Here is a 16,512-nt window from a genome sequence, read left to right on the forward strand (position 1 = left end):
TAGCCGATCTCATTCCGCGGCCCCTGCGGCCGCAGCGTTGCTTGCCTTGACGGCGCTCTTGGGACCTTGCGGGTGCAGCAGCCCGATCAACGGCTTTTCGACAATCAGATAGAGCATCGCCGAGAGTGCAAGCGTGGCGACCAGGATCGTCGCCGGTTGCAACACCGCCGGGACGCCGGTCCTCAAGATGACGCCCGTCGCCAGCACGCCAACCACGACGTGCCACAGATAGATCGAATAGGACGCGTCGCCGAGAAAAGTGGGCAAGGCAGCCGGCTTGAACGGCCGGGCGCGCTCGGCAAAGACAGCGCCGGCCACGATCAATGTGGCCGGGAGTCCCCAGCGCAGGACGCGCGGCAAATCGTCATCGAACAGCGGGCCGGCCGCAAGCAGAAGAAATCCCGCGCCAGACATCGCCAGTCCCGCCCCGAGCGGCAGCCTGGCGCCCTGAAGCCACAAGCGCGCCACGACGACGCCGGCCGCGAACTCGATCACGACAGGATCGGTGAAGGCACGCGCGTATCCCGCGGGAAGGGCGAAATGCAGCGCGACGATGGCGACAAGTGCGCCCACGAGAACGACGAACCGCCAGCGCTCGCCCAGAAACAGGACGAGCGTGAAAACGAGATAAAACATCATCTCATAGCAGAGCGTCCAACCCTGTATGACGATGGGATGCAGCGCATCGTCCTGCAGCACCGGCAGGAAGAACAGCGAGCCGACGAAATTCGAGACACTGAGGAAATGGCCGTAGAAGAACTGCGGCTTGAGCAGGATGCCCGCCGCAGTCAGCAGCGTGACGATCCAGTAGAGAGGCACGATGCGGGTGATCCGGCGGCTCATGAAACGCCAGGGATTGGCCGGCCTGCCCGCCGTCGTCACCCACATGATGAACCCGCTGATGACGAAGAAGACGTCGACGCCGGCTGCTCCGACATCGAACGGACCGCCGAACTGCTCGCTGACATGGAAGCACACGACCGCGCACGCGGCGAGGCCGCGTAGATATTGGATGCTGTGTATGCTTGTCATGATGCCCTGACCCGTCTCGCATCATGCTGCGGTGCACATACCCCCACGCCGCATTGCACAATAACTACGCAGCCGCTCCGCTGTGTCAACCACCCATGGCAGCTATTCGGACCGGGCTCGGCCGTCGGTCTGCTTAAATCATTGGCATGCAAATGTTTCCGGGTCGGCACCGTCCGGAAACCGAAACGCTGTTTTCGCGAAATCGACCCGATACATGCCTGACGCATTTAGCGGCCATCGCATGGCGGCAGCGACCAACCCTCGGCCGCCATTGCTCTTCAAGGGAGAAGAAAAAATGTCGATGTTCGGAAATCTCAGCCGCTTCGGTGTCACCATCCGGCAGGCTCATACCAGGAACAAGGCGATCCGCGCGCTCAACGATCTGCCGGCGCATGTCCAGAAGGATATCGGCTGGCCGGCCTCGCCGCCGAGCGACCCGCAGGCAGCACTGCACAAGCTGCTTCTGGGCACGTCGCGCTGATGACCTTCGCCGACAAATACAAGCTGCTTGGCAAGCGCCGGGGTCGCAACGCGGCCCCGGCGACCGGCGACAACAAACTGCGCGCCGCGCTGCTGCCGAAGCGGCGCTAGAGCATGATCCCGAAAAGTGGAACCGGTTTTCGGAGAAGATCATGCTCCAACAAGAAGTTAGATCGGGTTGACGATTCAGCGAAATGTCATTCTGATCTAAGCCAATTCCAGGGAGAGCGCGCGCGGTTGGGCTCGGCCACTCGCCGTAGCCTTCTGTCCGGAATTGCCCAAACAAGGAACCGGTGCCATCGGATCACGTCGATGTGCCAGCGTGAATCCTTGACATTTTCAACAGCGGTACGATCTTCAAAAAGCGGGGGGGAATTCTCTTAGTCGGCTCCGCCGAGATCCGTGTATCCGCATGCCCAGTTTGAAAAGCCATCTCGTTTCGTTTGTTCTCAGGCACAGCCGCAAGAAGGCGTTTTCCAGCCCCGAGAACCTGCAGCGCTGGATCGCCTACGCCCGCAAGACCGAGGACTATCATCCACCGGCCTTGCTGAAGGCGCGGCTGGACATTGCCGAGACCGAAATCGACGGCTTTCCGGTCTATGAGATCGCGCCGAAAGCGGGCGAGCGCCGGCGCATTCTTTACATGCATGGCGGCGCCTATGTCTTTCAGATCACCTCCTACCACTGGGGGCTGATCGCCGAGATGGCGGAACGTCTCGGTTTCGGCATCACCGTGCCGATTTACCCCATCGCGCCGGAGCATGGTTTCCACGACATGTTCGGTATGGTCGGCGACGTCTACCGGCGCATGCTTGAAGAGACCGACGCTGAGGACATCGTCTTCATGGGCGATTCCGCCGGCGGCAACATGGCGGTCGTGCTGACCATGATGGCGGCCGAGGAGGGCCTGCCCCCGCCGTCGCATCACGTGCTGATTTCGCCCGGCCTCGACGTTTCGCTTGCAAATCCTGAAGTCTTCGAGGCCGAGCGGCAGGATCCGTGGCTGGGTATTCCGGGCGGGCTGGAAGCGGTGCGGCTTTACAGCGCCGGTTTCGACCGCAAAGACTGGCACATCAGCCCGCTTTACGGCGACTTGTCCGTGCTGCCGAAGACGCTGCTGCTGACCGGTTCACGCGACATGCTGACACCAGATAATCTCATCTTCGCCGAAAGGGCGCGGGCTGCCGGCGTCGAGGTGGACGTGGTCTATGAGGAGGGCATGTTCCACGTCTGGCCGCTGATCGAGATGCCCGAGGCACGCCGCGCGCGCGACAGCATCGTGGCATTCCTCAACAGCGCTCCAGCAGTGCGCCCGGCGCACGCGCGACGCACGGCAAAGGCCGATTTCGCAGCGCGCCCGGCGCCGGCGGCCGAATAGCTCAGAACTTGCCGGTTTCGCGGAACAGTTCGAAGGTCGCGCGGATATGGTCGGCGACGGCCTTGACCGGCGCGCTGGCGTCGGGCGCCACCACCATGGCGAGATTGTAGTTGCCGATCTCGGGCATGCCGTCCTTGGCGCCCAGCGAGACCATCTCGTCTCCGAGGAAGGACTTGGGCAGCGGCGCCACCGCGAGGTCGGCCATGATCGCGGCGCGCTGACCGGCCGTGTGGGCGCTCATATAGGCGATGCGGTAATTGCGGCCCTCGCGTCCAAGCGCTTCCAGCGCACCGGCCCGCCAGGCGCAGCCCTCTTCCCACAACGACACCGGCAGTGGTTCGCGCAGATGCGCGCAGCCGCCCTTGGCGCCAGCCCACACGATCGGTTCGGTCAATAGAACCTCGGCGCCGATCGCGCTGGTCTTGTAGGAATTGGTGAGCAGCGTGATGTCGAGCGCGCGGTCATCCATGCGCCGGCGCAGATTGATGCTCTGGTCGATGGTGACGTCGACGGCGATCGAGGGATGCGACTGCGCGAAGCGCTTCAGCACATGCGGCAGCACGCGCTCGCCATAGTCGTCCGGGGAACCCAGGCGCACCACGCCGACAATGTCGGGGATGATGAACTTCGACACCACCTCGCGGTTGATCGACAGAAGCCGACGCGCATAGCCGAGAAGCATCTCGCCATCCGTGGTCAGTGTCACCGAACGCGCGTCGCGCGCGAAGACGGAACGGCCGAGAATATCCTCCAGCTTCTTGATCTGCATGGACACGGCCGACGGCGTGCGGAACACCGCGTTGGCGGCGGTGGTGAAGCTGCCGGTCTCGGCTATCGCCACGAAGGTGCGCAGCACATCGAGGTCAAGCAGCGGCAAGGGATGATTGAGCGGGGCATTCATGGGAGCGTGCCTTCAATTTTTCTGATGCAATCCATCATTCCATTTCGTTTGATTGAACATCACTCCAGGCGCATAGTCAACTCGATCGATGCAGGATGCTGCCAAAAGCAGCCATGAAACGATCCTGACACAGTCCTGCAATCGACATGAAATGAAGCTGAAACAGACCTGAATTAACGCAATGACGGGCGCCTCCCTGCCCGCATAGAGGAGAAGAAAATGTCTATTCTGTCATCCATTGGTCGGCTTGCGACCGAATTCAGCGCGGCCCGCGCCCGCTACCAGACCGAACGCGCCATCCATGCGCTGCCGATCGAACTGCAGAAGGATATCGGCTGGCCTGAAGCCGCCGACGTCAAGACCGGCTTGCGCCACGGTGTCGGAAGCTGGGCCGGAGCGAAGTAGTCACGTGTGTATGGAGTTCTGAAGGCCTGTCGCGTCAGCTCGGCAGGCCTTTTTGTTTGTTTTAGGCCTTCTTGTTTGCATTCAAACGACTTTTCAAGCCATGCCGCCGCTGCATGACGCATATGAACCACTCGCATAGCGGGTTAATAGGCCAGATAAGGCACTGTAAATAATAGGAAATTATGGGCACACTGCCCAAAAATGTCGCAAATCGTGTCGCTTTTCATATCAAGCGCTTCGTTTTTGCGATTTAGTTTTTGCCGAAGCGAGCCTATATCAGCGCCAGCAAAAACGAGCTGCCCCACTCCATCAAGCGAAGGCGACCCGTCTGAGCAACCAAATGGAGATGATGATGAAGCTCTTTGCCCGCCTTTTCGCCCGCCGCGAGATGAACCTGACGACCGCTCTGGAGCGTCAGCGCCTCGCCAACACCATGCCCGGACAGACCGGCGCCGTGGCCGCTGCCCGTCTCGGCTTTATTGCCTGAGACAATCCAGCACCGATAAGCTGAATTCAACGCCGCCCGGCTTGCCGAGGCGGCGTTTCCATTTGGGCCCGGCAGTTGTCGACCACGTAGTGACGCCCTGCGGTTGCACCTATTGCCCATTTGCGACCCGTGTCGCAAATTTAATCTTCACTTAGCCGCCTACCCGATTGACAGGAATGGTTTTTCCTGTTGTCGCTATGCTGTTCGCGACATCCTGTTCGCGTCATGGCTGCGTGAGGTTTCACCGTGAATGCCGTAAAGCACCCGATCAAGAGATCGTTTGTATTTTTCCTCGTTCCCGATTTCACGATGATCGCTTTCGCGACGGCGCTCGACCCGCTGCGTTCGGCCAACCGGATGCTGGGCTATGAGGCCTATAGCTGGCGCCTGGCAAGCATCGACGGCAAGCCGGTTCGCGCCTCGAACGGCGTCGAATGTGCCGTCAACACCTCGCTCGAGGAGGAGCGCAGGAAGATGGCCGGGCCGGACCGGCCAAACATGGCGATCGTCTGCAGCGGCATCAATGTCGAGCGCTACCACAACAAATCGGCCTTTGCCTGGCTGCGCGAGGAGTATAATCGCGGTGTCGCCGTGGGCGGCCTGTGCACCGGCGCCCATATCCTGGCCGCCGCCGGCCTGCTGTCCAACAAACGCTGCGCCATCCATTGGGAGAACCTTCCGGGCTTCTCCGAGGCCTTCCCGAAAGCCAATGTCTTCGCCGACCTCTTCGAGATCGACCAGAACGTCTACACCTGCGCCGGCGGCACCGCCGCGCTCGATATGATGCTGAAGCTGATCGGCGACGATTTCGACGAGAGCTTGGTCAACCGCGTCTGCGAGCAGGTGCTGACCGACCGCGTGCGCAGCCCGACGGACCGCCAGCGCCTGCCGCTGCGCGCCCGCCTCGGCGTCCAGAATTCCAAGGTGCTGACCATCATCGAGCTGATGGAGGCGAACCTCTCCGAGCCGCTGTCGCTGATCGAGATCGCCGACCATGTCGATCTTTCCCGCCGGCAGATCGAACGCCTGTTCCGCACCGAGATGGGCCGCTCCCCCGCCCGCTACTATCTGGAGATCCGGCTCGACCGGGCCAGGCACCTGCTCATCCAGTCGTCGATGCCGGTGGTCGAAGTGGCGGTTGCCTGCGGCTTCGTCTCCGCCTCGCATTTCTCCAAATGCTATCGCGAGCTTTACGCCCGCTCGCCGCAGCAGGAGCGCGTCGACCGCAAGCAGCTTCTGGCGGCCTGATCGAGTGTCACATGACTACGAGAGCTACCCAATTCGACAATCTGACCGGCGCAGCTTCCGTCTCGACGCGGAGAAATGGACTGCGTTCATGGCGGCTCTGGAAGCTCCCGTCGGTGATCTTCCACGGCTAAAACGTCTCGTGAACGAACCGAGCATTTTCCCCGACCCCGATCCAGTATGAGCCGAACTGACTACACCTGTGCCGTCCGCATCGCCTCAACGCGGATGTCTTCGGTGAGCTGTGCCTTGAGCGCGGAGAATTCCGGGCTGGTCTTCAGCGTGTAGTGGCGCGGATGCGGCAGGTCGACCGGGACATCCGATTTGATGCGGCCGGGCCGGGCGGTCATCACGATCACCCGCGACGCCATGAAGATCGCCTCCTCGATGTCGTGGGTGACGAACAGCACCGTCTTCTTGCGCCGCTCCCAGATGCCGAGCAGCAATTCCTGCATCAGCCCGCGCGTCTGGTTGTCCAGCGCCCCGAACGGCTCGTCGAGCAGCAGGATTTCGGGATCGTTGGCCAGCGCGCGGGCTATCGCCGTGCGCTGCTGCATGCCGCCCGAAAGCTGCTTCGGCCAATGGTTCTCAAAACCTTTGAGGCCGACCAGATCGACGTAGGAGGCGACGATCTCCTTGCGCTCGCGCTCGGGCCTGCCTTGCTCGCGCAGTCCGAAGCCGATGTTCTCGGCGACCGTCAGCCAGGGAAACAGCGTGTAGGACTGGAACACCATGCCGCGATCGGGTCCCGGCCTTGTGACTGCTTTGCCGTCGAGCAGCACCCGGCCCGTGCTCGGCGCCTCCAGTCCGGCGACGATCCTGAGCAGCGTCGACTTGCCGCAGCCGGATGGCCCCAGGATGGTGATGAAGTCATTGGCCGCGACCGCGAGGTCGACCGGCTGCAGCGCCCGCACCGGCCGCCCGCCGCCGACCCCGGCAAAGGTCCGCGAGACGCCCTCGATCAGAAGCTTGCTCACGCCAGGCTCCATGGAAAGAGCCAGCGGTTGAGCGCCTTGAAGGCGAAATCGGACAGCAGCCCGATCAGCCCGATGACTATGATGCCGAAGATGATCTGCCCGGTCGCCAGCCGCGACTGGCTGTTGATGATCATGTAGCCGATGCCCGACGATGAGCCGATCAGTTCGGCGACGATGACATAGGTCCACGCCCAGCCGAGCACCAGCCGCAGCGTTTCGGCGATCTCCGGCGCATTGGCCGGCATGATGACGCGCTTGACGATGCCGTTGTCGGTCGCCCCCAACGTATAGGCGGCTTCGACCAGGTCGCGGCGCGTAGCGCCGACCTTGACGGCAACGATCAGGATGATCTGGAACACCGAGCCGACGAAGATCACCAGGAGCTTTTCAAATTCGCCGATGCCGGCCCACAGGATGAGCAGCGGGATGAAGGCGGATGCCGGCAGGTAGCGCGCAAAGGACACGAACGGCTCGAGGAAGGCTTCGACCGGCTTCCAGGCGCCCATGGCGATGCCGATCGGCACCGCCACGATCGAGGCCAGCACAAAGCCGCCGAAGACACGCCAGATGGTAATCAGGATATCGAGCCAGAAGTGGTCTTCGACGAGCAGCCGCCAGCCATCCTTGAGCATCGACAGGGGATCGGCGAGGAAGATCCGGCTCACATGGCCGCCGAGCGTGATCCACGCCCAGAAGGCCACGAATAGCACGAAGAAGGCGATGCCGAGCACGGTTCGCGTGCCCGGCGCAACGGGATGTAAGGGACGCAGCATCAGGCCCTGTCCTTAAAGCATGTCTCTCGGAAGTGGGAACCGGTTTCGGGTAAAGACATGCGCAAAATCAAAGAGCTAAAGCGCGAGGGGCGTTTCCGGAGGATCGCGACGCGCTTTAGCGAGAAGGGATCGGCGGCCTTGCGCCGCCGATCGGGTGATGCGCGATCAGTTGGCCACCGCTCTGGTGTCGGCAAGCGTCGTCACATCCGGAATTTCCTTGATCAGCCCCATCTGCAGCAAAAGGTCGGCCGCGGTCTTGGAAAAATCCTGGAACTCCTTGGTGAAGAACTGCTTGTTCTCTTCCTTGTCGGCCCATTTCAGGTATTTGGCCGAGTCCTCGAACTCCTTGGCCGATTGCTTCACGTCGGCGCCCATGATCTCGTAGGATTTCTGCGGATCCTTCTTGATCAGGTCGAGCGCGTCGAAATAGCTGTCGGCGAGCGCCTTGGCGGCGTCGGGATTGGCCTTGAGGAAGTCCGGCGTGCAGCCGACCGTGTCCAGCACCATCGGGTAGTCGAGCGTGGTCGCCAGGATGTGACCCTGGTCGGCCTTGTCGCGGACCGCCGAAATGAACGGCTCATAGGTCACGGCGGCGTCGTTCTGGCCAGCCAGGAAGGCCTGCGCCGCCGCGTCCGGCTCCAGATTGACGACGGTGACGTCCTTGGTCGACATGCCGTTCTTGTTGAGCACCCAGGCAAGCAGGAAATAGGGCGAGGTGCCAGGCGCCGACGAGGCGACATTCTTGCCCTTGAGGTCGGCGACGGTCTTGATGTCGTTGCGCACCACGATGCCGTCGGCGCCATAGGATTTGTCGAGCTGGAAGATCTGTTTGGTGGTGACGCCGCTGGCGTTCCACACCATCCAGGTCTCGACCGTGGTCGCCGCGCATTGCAGGTCGCCGCTGGCAATCGCCAGCGGGCGGCTCGCCTGCGGCACTTTCTTCAGCGTGACGTCGAGCCCGTGCTTTTCGAAAAGCCCGGCCTGCTTGGCCAAGGTCAACGGCGCGAAGCCGGTCCAGCCGCTGATGCCGATTGTGAGCGAGGTGGCGGCCATCGCCGGCGCGCCGAGCACGGCAGCCGCCGTCAGCGCCGCCGCGAAAATGGTGGTTCTTTTCATCGTTGGTTCCCCTGTTTTGGTGGAGCACAATTGTCTCACAGAGGCCCAGAGGCTTGTCAATGAACCGACGTTTCAACGAAACGTCATCCTGATCGGGTGTAAGCTCAAGCCAGCTTCTCCACCCCTCAAGGCGTGCCCCAGCCGCGGTTGCGCCACATCTTCTCGCCGGCCTGGCAGTCCGCGGCTGATTTGTCGTCGGCGAGCACGATCGGTGCATGCGCTGCCTCTTCGGCCGCCCATTGCGGCGAAGCGGGACCGGCAAGCTCGAGCACCAGCTTGCGGCGGATCGCTTCGGGGAACTGCGTCCAGTCATTGACCGGGACCATGAAGGCGCCAGGCCCGCCGATGACGCAGTCGCTGTAATAGCGGTCGAGATTTTCCACATCGAAGGCGCCGCTGAACCCGCCGCGCGTCATCAGCGGCAGGCCGTTGATGGTGATGCCTTGCCTGACCACCTCGTCGCGCGTGAGGTCGACCGGCGCGCCCTGGTTGTTCGGCCCATCGCCGGAAACGTCGATGACACGCTTGGTCCCCTGGAATCCGCTTTCGGCGAACAGGTCGCTGCCGAAGCTCAGCGCCCCGGAGATCGAGGTGCGCCGGGCGCTGTCCGGCGGGTTGGCGTCCAGCTTCGCGACGAACCCCTCGGCGTCGGCGCGGTTTGCGATCACGGTCCACGGCACGACGACTCGCTGCCAGGTCGTGCCCGCCCATTCGACATAGGTCACGGCAATCTTGCCATAGGTGCCGTCGGCGATGGCCTTCAGCACATTGTCATGCGTCAGCGCCGCCGCGTAGCCGTGGCGCTGGATTTCCAGCTCGGCAGGCGACATCGAAAGCGAGACATCGACCGCCAGCACCAGCTCGACATCGACAGGCTCGGCCGGAGAAGCCGCTTGCGTCAGCCAAAGCGCCAGCGCCAGGGCGGCGCTGCCCGAAAAGATATGCCTTGCGCGGGCATAAGCAGACATGACGGAAGGTTAGGCGAAAATCGCCTCGCGCAAAAGCCGGGAATTCCCGGGGCATCGGATCCCGCCGGCCTGGATCTTTTAGAAATACCGCGCGAGGTTCGAGCGGATACGCTCCAGCACCGTGTCGCCAGACAGGTCAGGCACGAATTTGGCGCCGGTGATCGCTTCATAGGCCTGGATATAGACCGCCGAGGCCTGGTTGATGATTTCGTCCGGAATTTGCGGGATCGGGTCCTTGTAGGGATCGCAGCGCGCCGACACCCATGAGCGGACGAAATCCTTGTCGAAGCTCTGCGGCCGCCCGCCGCTTGCAAACGCCTCGTCATAGCTCGCAGCGATCCAGTAGCGGCTGCTGTCGGGCGTGTGGATCTCGTCCGCAAGCACAATGGTGCCGTCCGCCGCGGTGCCGAATTCATATTTGGTATCGGCCAGGATCAGGCCGCGCTCGGCGGCCCGCTGCTGGCCGCGGGCGAACAGCTCAAGCGCGTAGCGCGATACCGTATCCCACTGCGCCTGCGTGAGCAGCCCCTGGCCGATGATCTCGGCCTCCGACAGCGGCTCGTCATGGCCGCCATGGGCGGCCTTGCTGGTCGGCGTGATGATTGCCTCCGGCAGCTTTTCATTGTCGCGCAGCCCGTCGGGAAAGCTGTGACCGTAGAAGCTGCGTTCGCCTTTGCGATATTTGGTCAGGATCGAGGTGCTGGTCGTGCCTGCCAGATAGCCGCGCACGACCATCTCGACCGGCAGCATGTCGAGCCGCGTGCCGACGACGACGTTGGGGTCGGGATATTCCAGCACGTGGTTGGGACAGATGTCTGCGGTCTCCTCGAACCAGTAGCGCGCTGCCTGCGTGAGCACCTCGCCCTTGAACGGGAACGAGGCCAGGATGATGTCGAACGCGCTCAGACGGTCGGTGGCGATGATGATGCGGCGCCCGTCCGGCAGATCGTAATTTTCGCGCACCTTGCCCTGATAGTGATTGGGAAGTTCGGGAATGAAGGCGTCGGACAGGATGCGCATGGGGCGTAGGCTTTCGCAGGCTTCTGATCGGGCCACATAAGCCGCTGGCCCCCTGCACATCAAGCCGGATGCTGCGGAACCGGCTTCTTATTGCCGGCGGCGCGAAACGCCCGCCAGTTCGGCCTGAAGGAAGGCGGGAACCACAACAGGATTCCGGCCATTGCCGCAGGCACAATGACCGCAAAGCGCAGGATCGAAAGCACGACGCCGCAGAAGCCGACGATCCGCACGGCGGTATCCACGCCGAAACGCGGCGCCAGCAGATGCCGGGCGATCGCCCCGCCATCGAGCGGAAAGGCCGGGAGTAGGTTGAGAATAGCCAAAGCCGCATTCACCAGGGCGCCAAGCCAAAGCGTCCACTCCAAAAGTGTGTCCGGTCTCGGCGGCGGCGAACTGAAAAGACCGTCCGGATCGACAGGCAACAAGGGCCGGGCAAAAAGGTAATAGGTAGTTGCGAAACCTGCCGCCAGGACGATGTTCACCAGCGGCCCGGCGAAGGCGATCCACGCCCAGCCAAAGGGCGAAGCCGCGCCGGGCTTGAACCAGGCAATTCCGCCGAACAGGTACAGGTCTATCCGTTGGGTGCCGATGCCGCGCCGCCGCGCTGCCCACACATGGGCAAGTTCGTGCAGAAACACCGACAGGAACAGGAGCGCGGCGGATATGACTGTATGTGTCAGGGCGAGCCTGGGATGCCTCGACCATTCATGTACAAACGGCAGGACGGCGGGAATGGCAAAGGCCCAGCTGACATGAACGGGAATATCCCCCTTCATCACGAAAACGAACGCGTCGTTCGTCCTGTCCCAACCGAACTGTTGCAAACCTGCTTACTCCGCCCGGCGCAACGCTAGAGCAATTCAAGGAAAAGTGTGAGCGGTTTTCCGTCCGGAATTGCGCCAAAACAAAGGAGCTGGAGCGGTTCGCCGTTTCCTTCGACGGCGAACCGCTCCAGCGGAGATTCACGGCCCGCACAAAAGCAAAAGCCCGACCGGAGCCGGGCTTGCATCTTTCTGCCTCCGATCCTCAGCTCCTCGGCTTGAGGTTCTCCGGGTCGTAGAGCGGCTTGTAACCGACTCCCGCCACCTCGACCGGATAAGTCTCGCCGAAATACTCCACCTGCAGCTTCCGACCTTCTTGGGCATAGGCCCAGGGCAGATACGCGAGCGCGATGTTCTTGCCGATCGTCGGACCGTAGGCGACCGAGGTGGTGAAGGAACGCCGGCCGAGCTCGTCGACCAGCGTCTCGCCGCTCGCTGGATCCTGCACCGGCATGGTGCCGACCGGATAGCGCGCGACGCCCTTGGAATCGATATTTTCGGTCATCACCAGCGTGCACAGCATCGCCGGCTGGTGCTCGCGGGCGCGGTACTCCAGATGCTTGGCCTTGCCGCAGAAGTCGTTCTCCTTGACCTTCGGACGGGCAAGGTCGGCTTCGAGCAGATTGTATTCGGTGAGGAGGTCGGCGTTCTGGAGGCGCAGGCTCTTTTCCATGCGGCGCGTGTTGGCATAGGTCTCGACGCCGAACGGCATGACGCCGGTCGAGCGCAGCGCGTCCCAGACGGCAAGGCCGTCCTCGTAGCGCATATGCAACTCCCAGCCTTGCTCGCCGACATAGGAGATGCGGAAGGCCGTCACATCCTTGCCTCCGATCTTGATCGGCTTGATTGCGGCGAACGGAAAGTTCTCCGGCGTCAGGCCGTTCGGATCCTCGACCACCTTCTGCAGGGTCGTGCGGGCGTTCGGCCCCCAGATACCGATGGTGACGTATTTCTCGGTCACGTCGGTGACGGTGGCATCAAAACCTTTGTCCTGCGCGGTGCGCTGCATGTAGCGGAAGTCGCGCGGGCCGGCGTCGGCGCCGTCGATCACCCGGCAGCGGTCGGCCATGCGGATGACGGTGAAGTCGGCGCGCACCATGCCTTCCTCGTCGAGGAAGTGGGTGTAGATGCCCTTGCCGATGTTGTTGTCGCCGCCGATCTTGGCCGCGCACAGCCATTCGAGCAGCGCGACATGGTCGGGCCCTTCGACGTCATACATCGAGAAATGCGACAGGTTGACGATGCCGCAATCCTCGCTCATCGCCAGGTGCTCGGCATTGGAGACGCGCCAGAAATGGCGGTTGTCCCACTCGTTCTCGCGCACCGGCACGCGGTTGCCGTATTTCTCCAGGAGATGCTCGTTGGCAGCGTAGCCATGGGCGCGCTCCCAGCCGCCCAGCTCCATGAAATAGCCGCCAAGTTCCTTCTCGCGCTCCCAGAAGGGCGAGCGGCGGATGTTGCGGCCCTTCGAGAACGGCTCGCGCGGATGGACGGCCGGATTGTAGACCTTCATCGCCGTCTCGGTGCAGCGATCCCAGATGAACTGCTCCTGCGTCTGGTGCGGGTAGAAGCGCGAATAGTCGATCTGGTGATGGTCGATCGCGGTGCGGCCATCGGTCATCCAGTCGGCGATGAGCTTGCCCATGCCCGGGCCGTCCTTGACCCAGATGGCGACGGCGTACCACAGCCCCCTCACGTTCTGGCTCTCGCCCATGGACGGGCCGCCATCGCTGGTCACCTGCAACAGACCGTTGAAGGAATGGCCTTCATTGTAGCCGAGCTCGCCCAGGATCGGCGTCAGTTCCATGGCGCGCTCCAGCGGCGCCAGGATCTGCTCCATGTCGAGGTCGCGCTGCGACGGCGACAGCCGCGCCTCATGCTTTTCGAGCAGATCGCGCGGGTGGCAGAGACGCGGATTGGTCTCCTCGTAATAGCCCCATTCGATCTGCCCGCCCTCGGCGGTCTTCGGATCGCCGGTGTCGCGCATATAGGCCGAATTGCCCTGGTCGCGCAGCAGCGGCCAGCCTATCTCCTTGCCGGTGCCGGCAAACTCGTTGTAGGGGCCGAAGAAGGTAAGCGGATGGTCGATCGGCATGACCGGCAGATCCTCGCCGACCAGCGCCGCGGTGAGCCGGCCCCAGATGCCGGTACAGACCACGACATAGTCGGCCTCGATCGTGCCGCGCTCGGTGACCACGCCCTTGATGCGGCCGTTCTCGACGATCAGCTCCTTGGCCGAGGTGTTGGCGAAAGCCTGCAGCTTGCCGGAAGCGACGTCCTGGTCGACCAGCTTGCCGGCCACTGTCTGCGAGCGCGGGATGACGAGGCCGGCATCCGGGTCCCACAGGCCGCCCTGCACCAGATGTTCCTCGATCAGCGGGAATTTTTCCTTGATCTCGGCCGGCTCGATCAGCCGGGCACGGGTGCCGAACGCCTTGGCGGAGGCGATCTTGCGCTTGATCTCGTCCATGCGCGCATCGTCGCCGAGGCGGGCGACTTCGAGGCCTCCGACGCGCGCGTAGTGGCCCATCTTCTCGTAGAAATCGATGGAGTAAAGCGTCGTCCAGCAGGAGAGGAAATCGTGGCTGGTCGTGTAGCAGAAGTCCGAGGCATGCGCGGTCGAGCCGATATCGGTCGGAATGCCCGACTTGTCGATGCCGACGATGTCGTCCCAGCCGCGCTCGATCAGATGATGCGCGACGGACGCGCCGACGATACCGCCCAGACCGACGATGACGACCTTCGCCTTTTTCGGAAACTCTGCCATTGCCCGCGACTCCAGAAGCATAAAACGGGCGCGCCTGCGCCCTTTCGAATGGCGCACAATATGCAGAGGACGCGGATCGGGCTACCGCCTGTTTGCGACACGCCGCAGGTACGCCGCGACCCGGCGTCCGGACTCTGCTCGGAATGGAATTCCCGCTCTACGCGAAAGCCCAGATGTCCTCGGCCTGGAAGCCGACCTGGTAGCCGGCAGTCTTGAGCTTGACGACGACCTGGCCGATCTCGGCGGCAGGCAGCGCGCCGACCTCGACCTTGATCATGCCGGGGCGGTAGCGCTCAAGGTCGAGCTGCTCGAACACCATCCAGTCGGCGCCCTCGCAATCGACCAGGAAAGCGTCGATATGGGCGATGCCGTTGCGGTCGAGCAGCGTCTGCAAGGTTTCCGACGGCACCTCGATGTCCTTCAGATGCGGAGCGAACTTGTTGAAGTTGGCGTCCGCCTCGCCCCAGGCGTTCTTGCCCGACATCAGATTGGTGTCGGTGACCGACGAGCAGCCGATGAACTCGATCGGCAACGTGCCCGCTTCGAGCGCGGCGGCATCGAAGGTGTGAACGGTGATGGTGCCCTTGGTTTTCGTGACAGCCACCGGTTCGATGATGAAGCGCGTCGTGTCCGGGTAATTCGCGCGAAGCCGCTTCTGATTGTAGGGGATCGGCTCGACCAGCATGGCGCGCGCCCCGGGGATCCGGTGCAGCCAGGGCGTCACGTCGTCGAACAGCGCACCGTCGCACGCGCCGACATTCACCATCTGGAACGGCCGGCCGCCGCCGAAACGTGCCTTCAAGGCAGCATTGGCCAGGAACTTCGTGCCATGCAAAGCCGGCCCGCGATCGAGCAGGCCGGCCGGCAGGCCAAGCGACAACAGAATGCGCGCGAAGCTCGAAAGCGAACTCATGACTTGTCTCCGGGAATGACCTGCAGCGCCGCGCGGCGCCTGCCCTGGCCCGCCGCCGCCCACAGCGCCATCAACGGCGCGGCGAGCAACAGGAAGGGCGGCAGAAGAATGGGGAAGTAGATCCGGGTGTCGTGGATCGGGAAGACGGTGAACTTCGCCAGCACGCCGAGCACCAGCGCCGCCAGCAGGATGCCGGCGCGGCGGTCGAGTTGGAAGCCGGCACAGCTCAAGCCGAACCAGCCGGCCAAAGCCAGCACCGAGACACCGACCCAACCGTTGACGGTGACGGCGCGCACCACCGAGGCAGCGAAAGCCTTCAGATAAGCTACGACCGAAAAGGGCGGCTCGAAGCCTTCCATGTTGTAATGCTGCTCGATGCTTGAGAACCACAGATGCGGCCACCAGCCCGGGTGTTGCGCCCAGTGCGAGATGGCGAAATAGGCGACAAAGGAAGCAACGAAACCGGCCAGCGCGCCCCATGCCTTTTCGCGGAAAGCGACGAGCAGCACAGCGAAAACGGCGAGGAAGACGATGTTGTCAGGCCTGGCCATGAAAGCGAGGAACAGCAAGACCGCCGTCGCCGCCTCGCGCCTGCGCACATAGGCAAAGAGCCCGCCGAGGAACAACGCCGAGCACAAGAGATCGGGCGTCGAGGCCCGCGCCGCGTCGCCGAAATCGGCCATGATCAGGATCGCGCCGACGAGAGGCGCCAGCGCCAGCGCGCCTTCCGCGCGCAGCCAGGCGAGCGTGATGGCGCCGAACAGAAGCACCGAAAACACCTGAACCAGCCGCATCGCTTGCACCGGCGACACGACGTGGCTGAGGCTCGACAGGATCTCGGCATAAAGGAACTTGATCCGGTACATGCCGAGCAGCGAGTGGAAGTCGGCGGCATTCTCCGCCATGTGGCTGCGGAAGCCGCCGCCATCGTCGGTCAATGTCTTGTAGTCGGCAGTCGACAGGCCGGCCTTGACCGTGCCGTAGGCATAGTCATGCAGGGTCTGCGGATCGGGATAGGTGCCTTCCTCGGCGATCGCCAGATAGGGCAGCATGTCCCAGTTGGCGTCCGGCATGAACCAGGCGGTAGCGGCGGCGAGCAGGATGTAGAGCGAGAAGGCGACCGCCCCGATCGATGCCGCCCATTTCGCGTAAGTCCCCTCGCCCCACGCCAGGCCGGCGCCGGTCAAGCGGTCCAGCGGATTGGTCGGTGCGGACGGCCTGGTCAGCAT

Annotated in this window: 17 protein-coding genes; 6 read left to right on the forward strand and 11 right to left on the reverse strand. The window is 63.1% G+C overall.

Translation table 11 applies throughout. The annotated features are described in order from the left end of the window. Positions 1–9 precede the first annotated feature (9 nt). Entirely contained in the window at positions 10–1,032 is a 1,023-nt protein-coding gene (locus CK230_RS01720; protein ID WP_095815465.1) for an acyltransferase, read from the reverse strand. A gap of 295 nt (positions 1,033–1,327) precedes the next feature. On the opposite strand from CK230_RS01720, the gene CK230_RS01725 reads away from it, so the two are divergent. Further along, a complete protein-coding gene (locus tag CK230_RS01725; protein WP_095815466.1) occupies positions 1,328–1,513 on the forward strand; it encodes a hypothetical protein in 186 nt (61 codons plus the stop codon). Between the two features lie 411 nt (positions 1,514–1,924). Continuing rightward, the gene (locus tag CK230_RS01730) at positions 1,925–2,890 is read left to right on the forward strand and encodes an alpha/beta hydrolase (RefSeq protein WP_095815467.1); all 966 of its coding nucleotides are present in this window, start codon (positions 1,925–1,927) and stop codon (positions 2,888–2,890) included. A gap of 1 nt (position 2,891) precedes the next feature. Here CK230_RS01730 and CK230_RS01735 read toward each other — a convergent pair whose 3' ends face one another. Continuing rightward, positions 2,892–3,791 (reverse strand): LysR substrate-binding domain-containing protein, encoded by a 900-nt coding sequence (locus tag CK230_RS01735; RefSeq protein ID WP_095815468.1) that lies wholly within the window; start codon positions 3,789–3,791, stop codon positions 2,892–2,894. 219 nt (positions 3,792–4,010) lie between these two features. On the opposite strand from CK230_RS01735, the gene CK230_RS01740 reads away from it, so the two are divergent. The 4 genes from CK230_RS01740 to CK230_RS33955 all read left to right on the forward strand — a co-directional run bounded on the left by CK230_RS01740 (position 4,011) and on the right by CK230_RS33955 (position 6,112). Beyond that, complete coding sequence (locus tag CK230_RS01740) at positions 4,011–4,196, forward strand: hypothetical protein (protein ID WP_042645026.1); 186 nt, start codon at positions 4,011–4,013, stop codon at positions 4,194–4,196. A gap of 352 nt (positions 4,197–4,548) precedes the next feature. Further along, positions 4,549–4,683 (forward strand): hypothetical protein, encoded by a 135-nt coding sequence (locus CK230_RS33950; protein ID WP_095815825.1) that lies wholly within the window; start codon positions 4,549–4,551, stop codon positions 4,681–4,683. A 309-nt stretch (positions 4,684–4,992) separates the two neighbouring features. Further along, on the forward strand, positions 4,993–5,931 hold the full coding sequence (locus tag CK230_RS01750; RefSeq protein WP_210325303.1) for a GlxA family transcriptional regulator: 939 nt from the start codon (positions 4,993–4,995) through the stop codon (positions 5,929–5,931). 4 nt (positions 5,932–5,935) lie between these two features. Next, positions 5,936–6,112 carry a DUF1778 domain-containing protein gene (locus CK230_RS33955; protein ID WP_280952511.1) on the forward strand — a complete coding sequence of 59 codons (177 nt, stop codon included), beginning with the start codon at positions 5,936–5,938 and terminating at the stop codon, positions 6,110–6,112. A gap of 10 nt (positions 6,113–6,122) precedes the next feature. Here the strand turns inward: CK230_RS33955 and CK230_RS01755 are convergent, their stop codons facing one another. The 9 genes from CK230_RS01755 to CK230_RS01795 form a co-directional block, all read right to left on the reverse strand. After that, entirely contained in the window at positions 6,123–6,905 is a 783-nt protein-coding gene (locus CK230_RS01755; protein ID WP_095815827.1) for an ABC transporter ATP-binding protein, read from the reverse strand. Then, positions 6,902–7,678, reverse strand: coding sequence for an ABC transporter permease (locus CK230_RS01760; protein ID WP_176479981.1), 777 nt, complete (start codon positions 7,676–7,678; stop codon positions 6,902–6,904). Before CK230_RS01760 ends, CK230_RS01755 begins: the two co-directional genes overlap by 4 nt. 165 nt (positions 7,679–7,843) lie before the next feature. Further along, positions 7,844–8,794, reverse strand: a complete 951-nt coding sequence (locus tag CK230_RS01765) for an ABC transporter substrate-binding protein (protein ID WP_095815469.1) — start codon at positions 8,792–8,794, stop codon at positions 7,844–7,846. Positions 8,795–8,919: 125 nt separating this feature from the next. Beyond that, positions 8,920–9,762 carry a DUF1194 domain-containing protein gene (locus CK230_RS01770; protein ID WP_095815470.1) on the reverse strand — a complete coding sequence of 281 codons (843 nt, stop codon included), beginning with the start codon at positions 9,760–9,762 and terminating at the stop codon, positions 8,920–8,922. A 78-nt stretch (positions 9,763–9,840) separates the two neighbouring features. Further along, positions 9,841–10,782 (reverse strand): phosphoribosylaminoimidazolesuccinocarboxamide synthase, encoded by a 942-nt coding sequence (locus tag CK230_RS01775; RefSeq protein WP_095815471.1) that lies wholly within the window; start codon positions 10,780–10,782, stop codon positions 9,841–9,843. A 59-nt stretch (positions 10,783–10,841) separates the two neighbouring features. After that, positions 10,842–11,606 carry a site-2 protease family protein gene (locus CK230_RS01780; RefSeq protein WP_095815472.1) on the reverse strand — a complete coding sequence of 255 codons (765 nt, stop codon included), beginning with the start codon at positions 11,604–11,606 and terminating at the stop codon, positions 10,842–10,844. A 202-nt stretch (positions 11,607–11,808) separates the two neighbouring features. Then, entirely contained in the window at positions 11,809–14,370 is a 2,562-nt protein-coding gene (locus tag CK230_RS01785) for an FAD-dependent oxidoreductase (RefSeq protein ID WP_095815828.1), read from the reverse strand. A gap of 157 nt (positions 14,371–14,527) precedes the next feature. Then, a complete protein-coding gene (locus tag CK230_RS01790) occupies positions 14,528–15,283 on the reverse strand; it encodes an FkbM family methyltransferase (RefSeq protein ID WP_095815473.1) in 756 nt (251 codons plus the stop codon). After that, complete coding sequence (locus CK230_RS01795; RefSeq protein ID WP_095815474.1) at positions 15,280–16,512, reverse strand: hypothetical protein; 1,233 nt, start codon at positions 16,510–16,512, stop codon at positions 15,280–15,282. Before CK230_RS01795 ends, CK230_RS01790 begins: the two co-directional genes overlap by 4 nt.

Source organism: Mesorhizobium sp. WSM3859 (assembly GCF_002295065.1).
Lineage (GTDB): Bacteria > Pseudomonadota > Alphaproteobacteria > Rhizobiales > Rhizobiaceae > Mesorhizobium.

Excerpts from the sequence above, each read along its gene's own strand:
- CK230_RS01765 (WP_095815469.1), bottom strand. The coding sequence starts at position 8,794 with ATGAAAAGAACCACCATTTTCGCGGCGGCGCTGACGGCGGCTGCCGTG.
- CK230_RS01775 (WP_095815471.1), bottom strand. The coding sequence starts at position 10,782 with ATGCGCATCCTGTCCGACGCCTTCATTCCCGAACTTCCCAATCACTAT.
- CK230_RS01760 (WP_176479981.1), bottom strand. The coding sequence starts at position 7,678 with ATGCTGCGTCCCTTACATCCCGTTGCGCCGGGCACGCGAACCGTGCTC.
- CK230_RS01750 (WP_210325303.1), top strand. The coding sequence starts at position 4,993 with ATGATCGCTTTCGCGACGGCGCTCGACCCGCTGCGTTCGGCCAACCGG.
- CK230_RS01725 (WP_095815466.1), top strand. The coding sequence starts at position 1,328 with ATGTCGATGTTCGGAAATCTCAGCCGCTTCGGTGTCACCATCCGGCAG.
- CK230_RS01770 (WP_095815470.1), bottom strand. The coding sequence starts at position 9,762 with ATGTCTGCTTATGCCCGCGCAAGGCATATCTTTTCGGGCAGCGCCGCC.
- CK230_RS33950 (WP_095815825.1), top strand. The coding sequence starts at position 4,549 with ATGAAGCTCTTTGCCCGCCTTTTCGCCCGCCGCGAGATGAACCTGACG.
- CK230_RS01740 (WP_042645026.1), top strand. The coding sequence starts at position 4,011 with ATGTCTATTCTGTCATCCATTGGTCGGCTTGCGACCGAATTCAGCGCG.
- CK230_RS01720 (WP_095815465.1), bottom strand. The coding sequence starts at position 1,032 with ATGACAAGCATACACAGCATCCAATATCTACGCGGCCTCGCCGCGTGC.
- CK230_RS01735 (WP_095815468.1), bottom strand. The coding sequence starts at position 3,791 with ATGAATGCCCCGCTCAATCATCCCTTGCCGCTGCTTGACCTCGATGTG.
- CK230_RS01730 (WP_095815467.1), top strand. The coding sequence starts at position 1,925 with ATGCCCAGTTTGAAAAGCCATCTCGTTTCGTTTGTTCTCAGGCACAGC.
- CK230_RS01795 (WP_095815474.1), bottom strand. The coding sequence starts at position 16,512 with ATGCTGACCAGGCCGTCCGCACCGACCAATCCGCTGGACCGCTTGACC.
- CK230_RS01790 (WP_095815473.1), bottom strand. The coding sequence starts at position 15,283 with ATGAGTTCGCTTTCGAGCTTCGCGCGCATTCTGTTGTCGCTTGGCCTG.
- CK230_RS01785 (WP_095815828.1), bottom strand. The coding sequence starts at position 14,370 with ATGGCAGAGTTTCCGAAAAAGGCGAAGGTCGTCATCGTCGGTCTGGGC.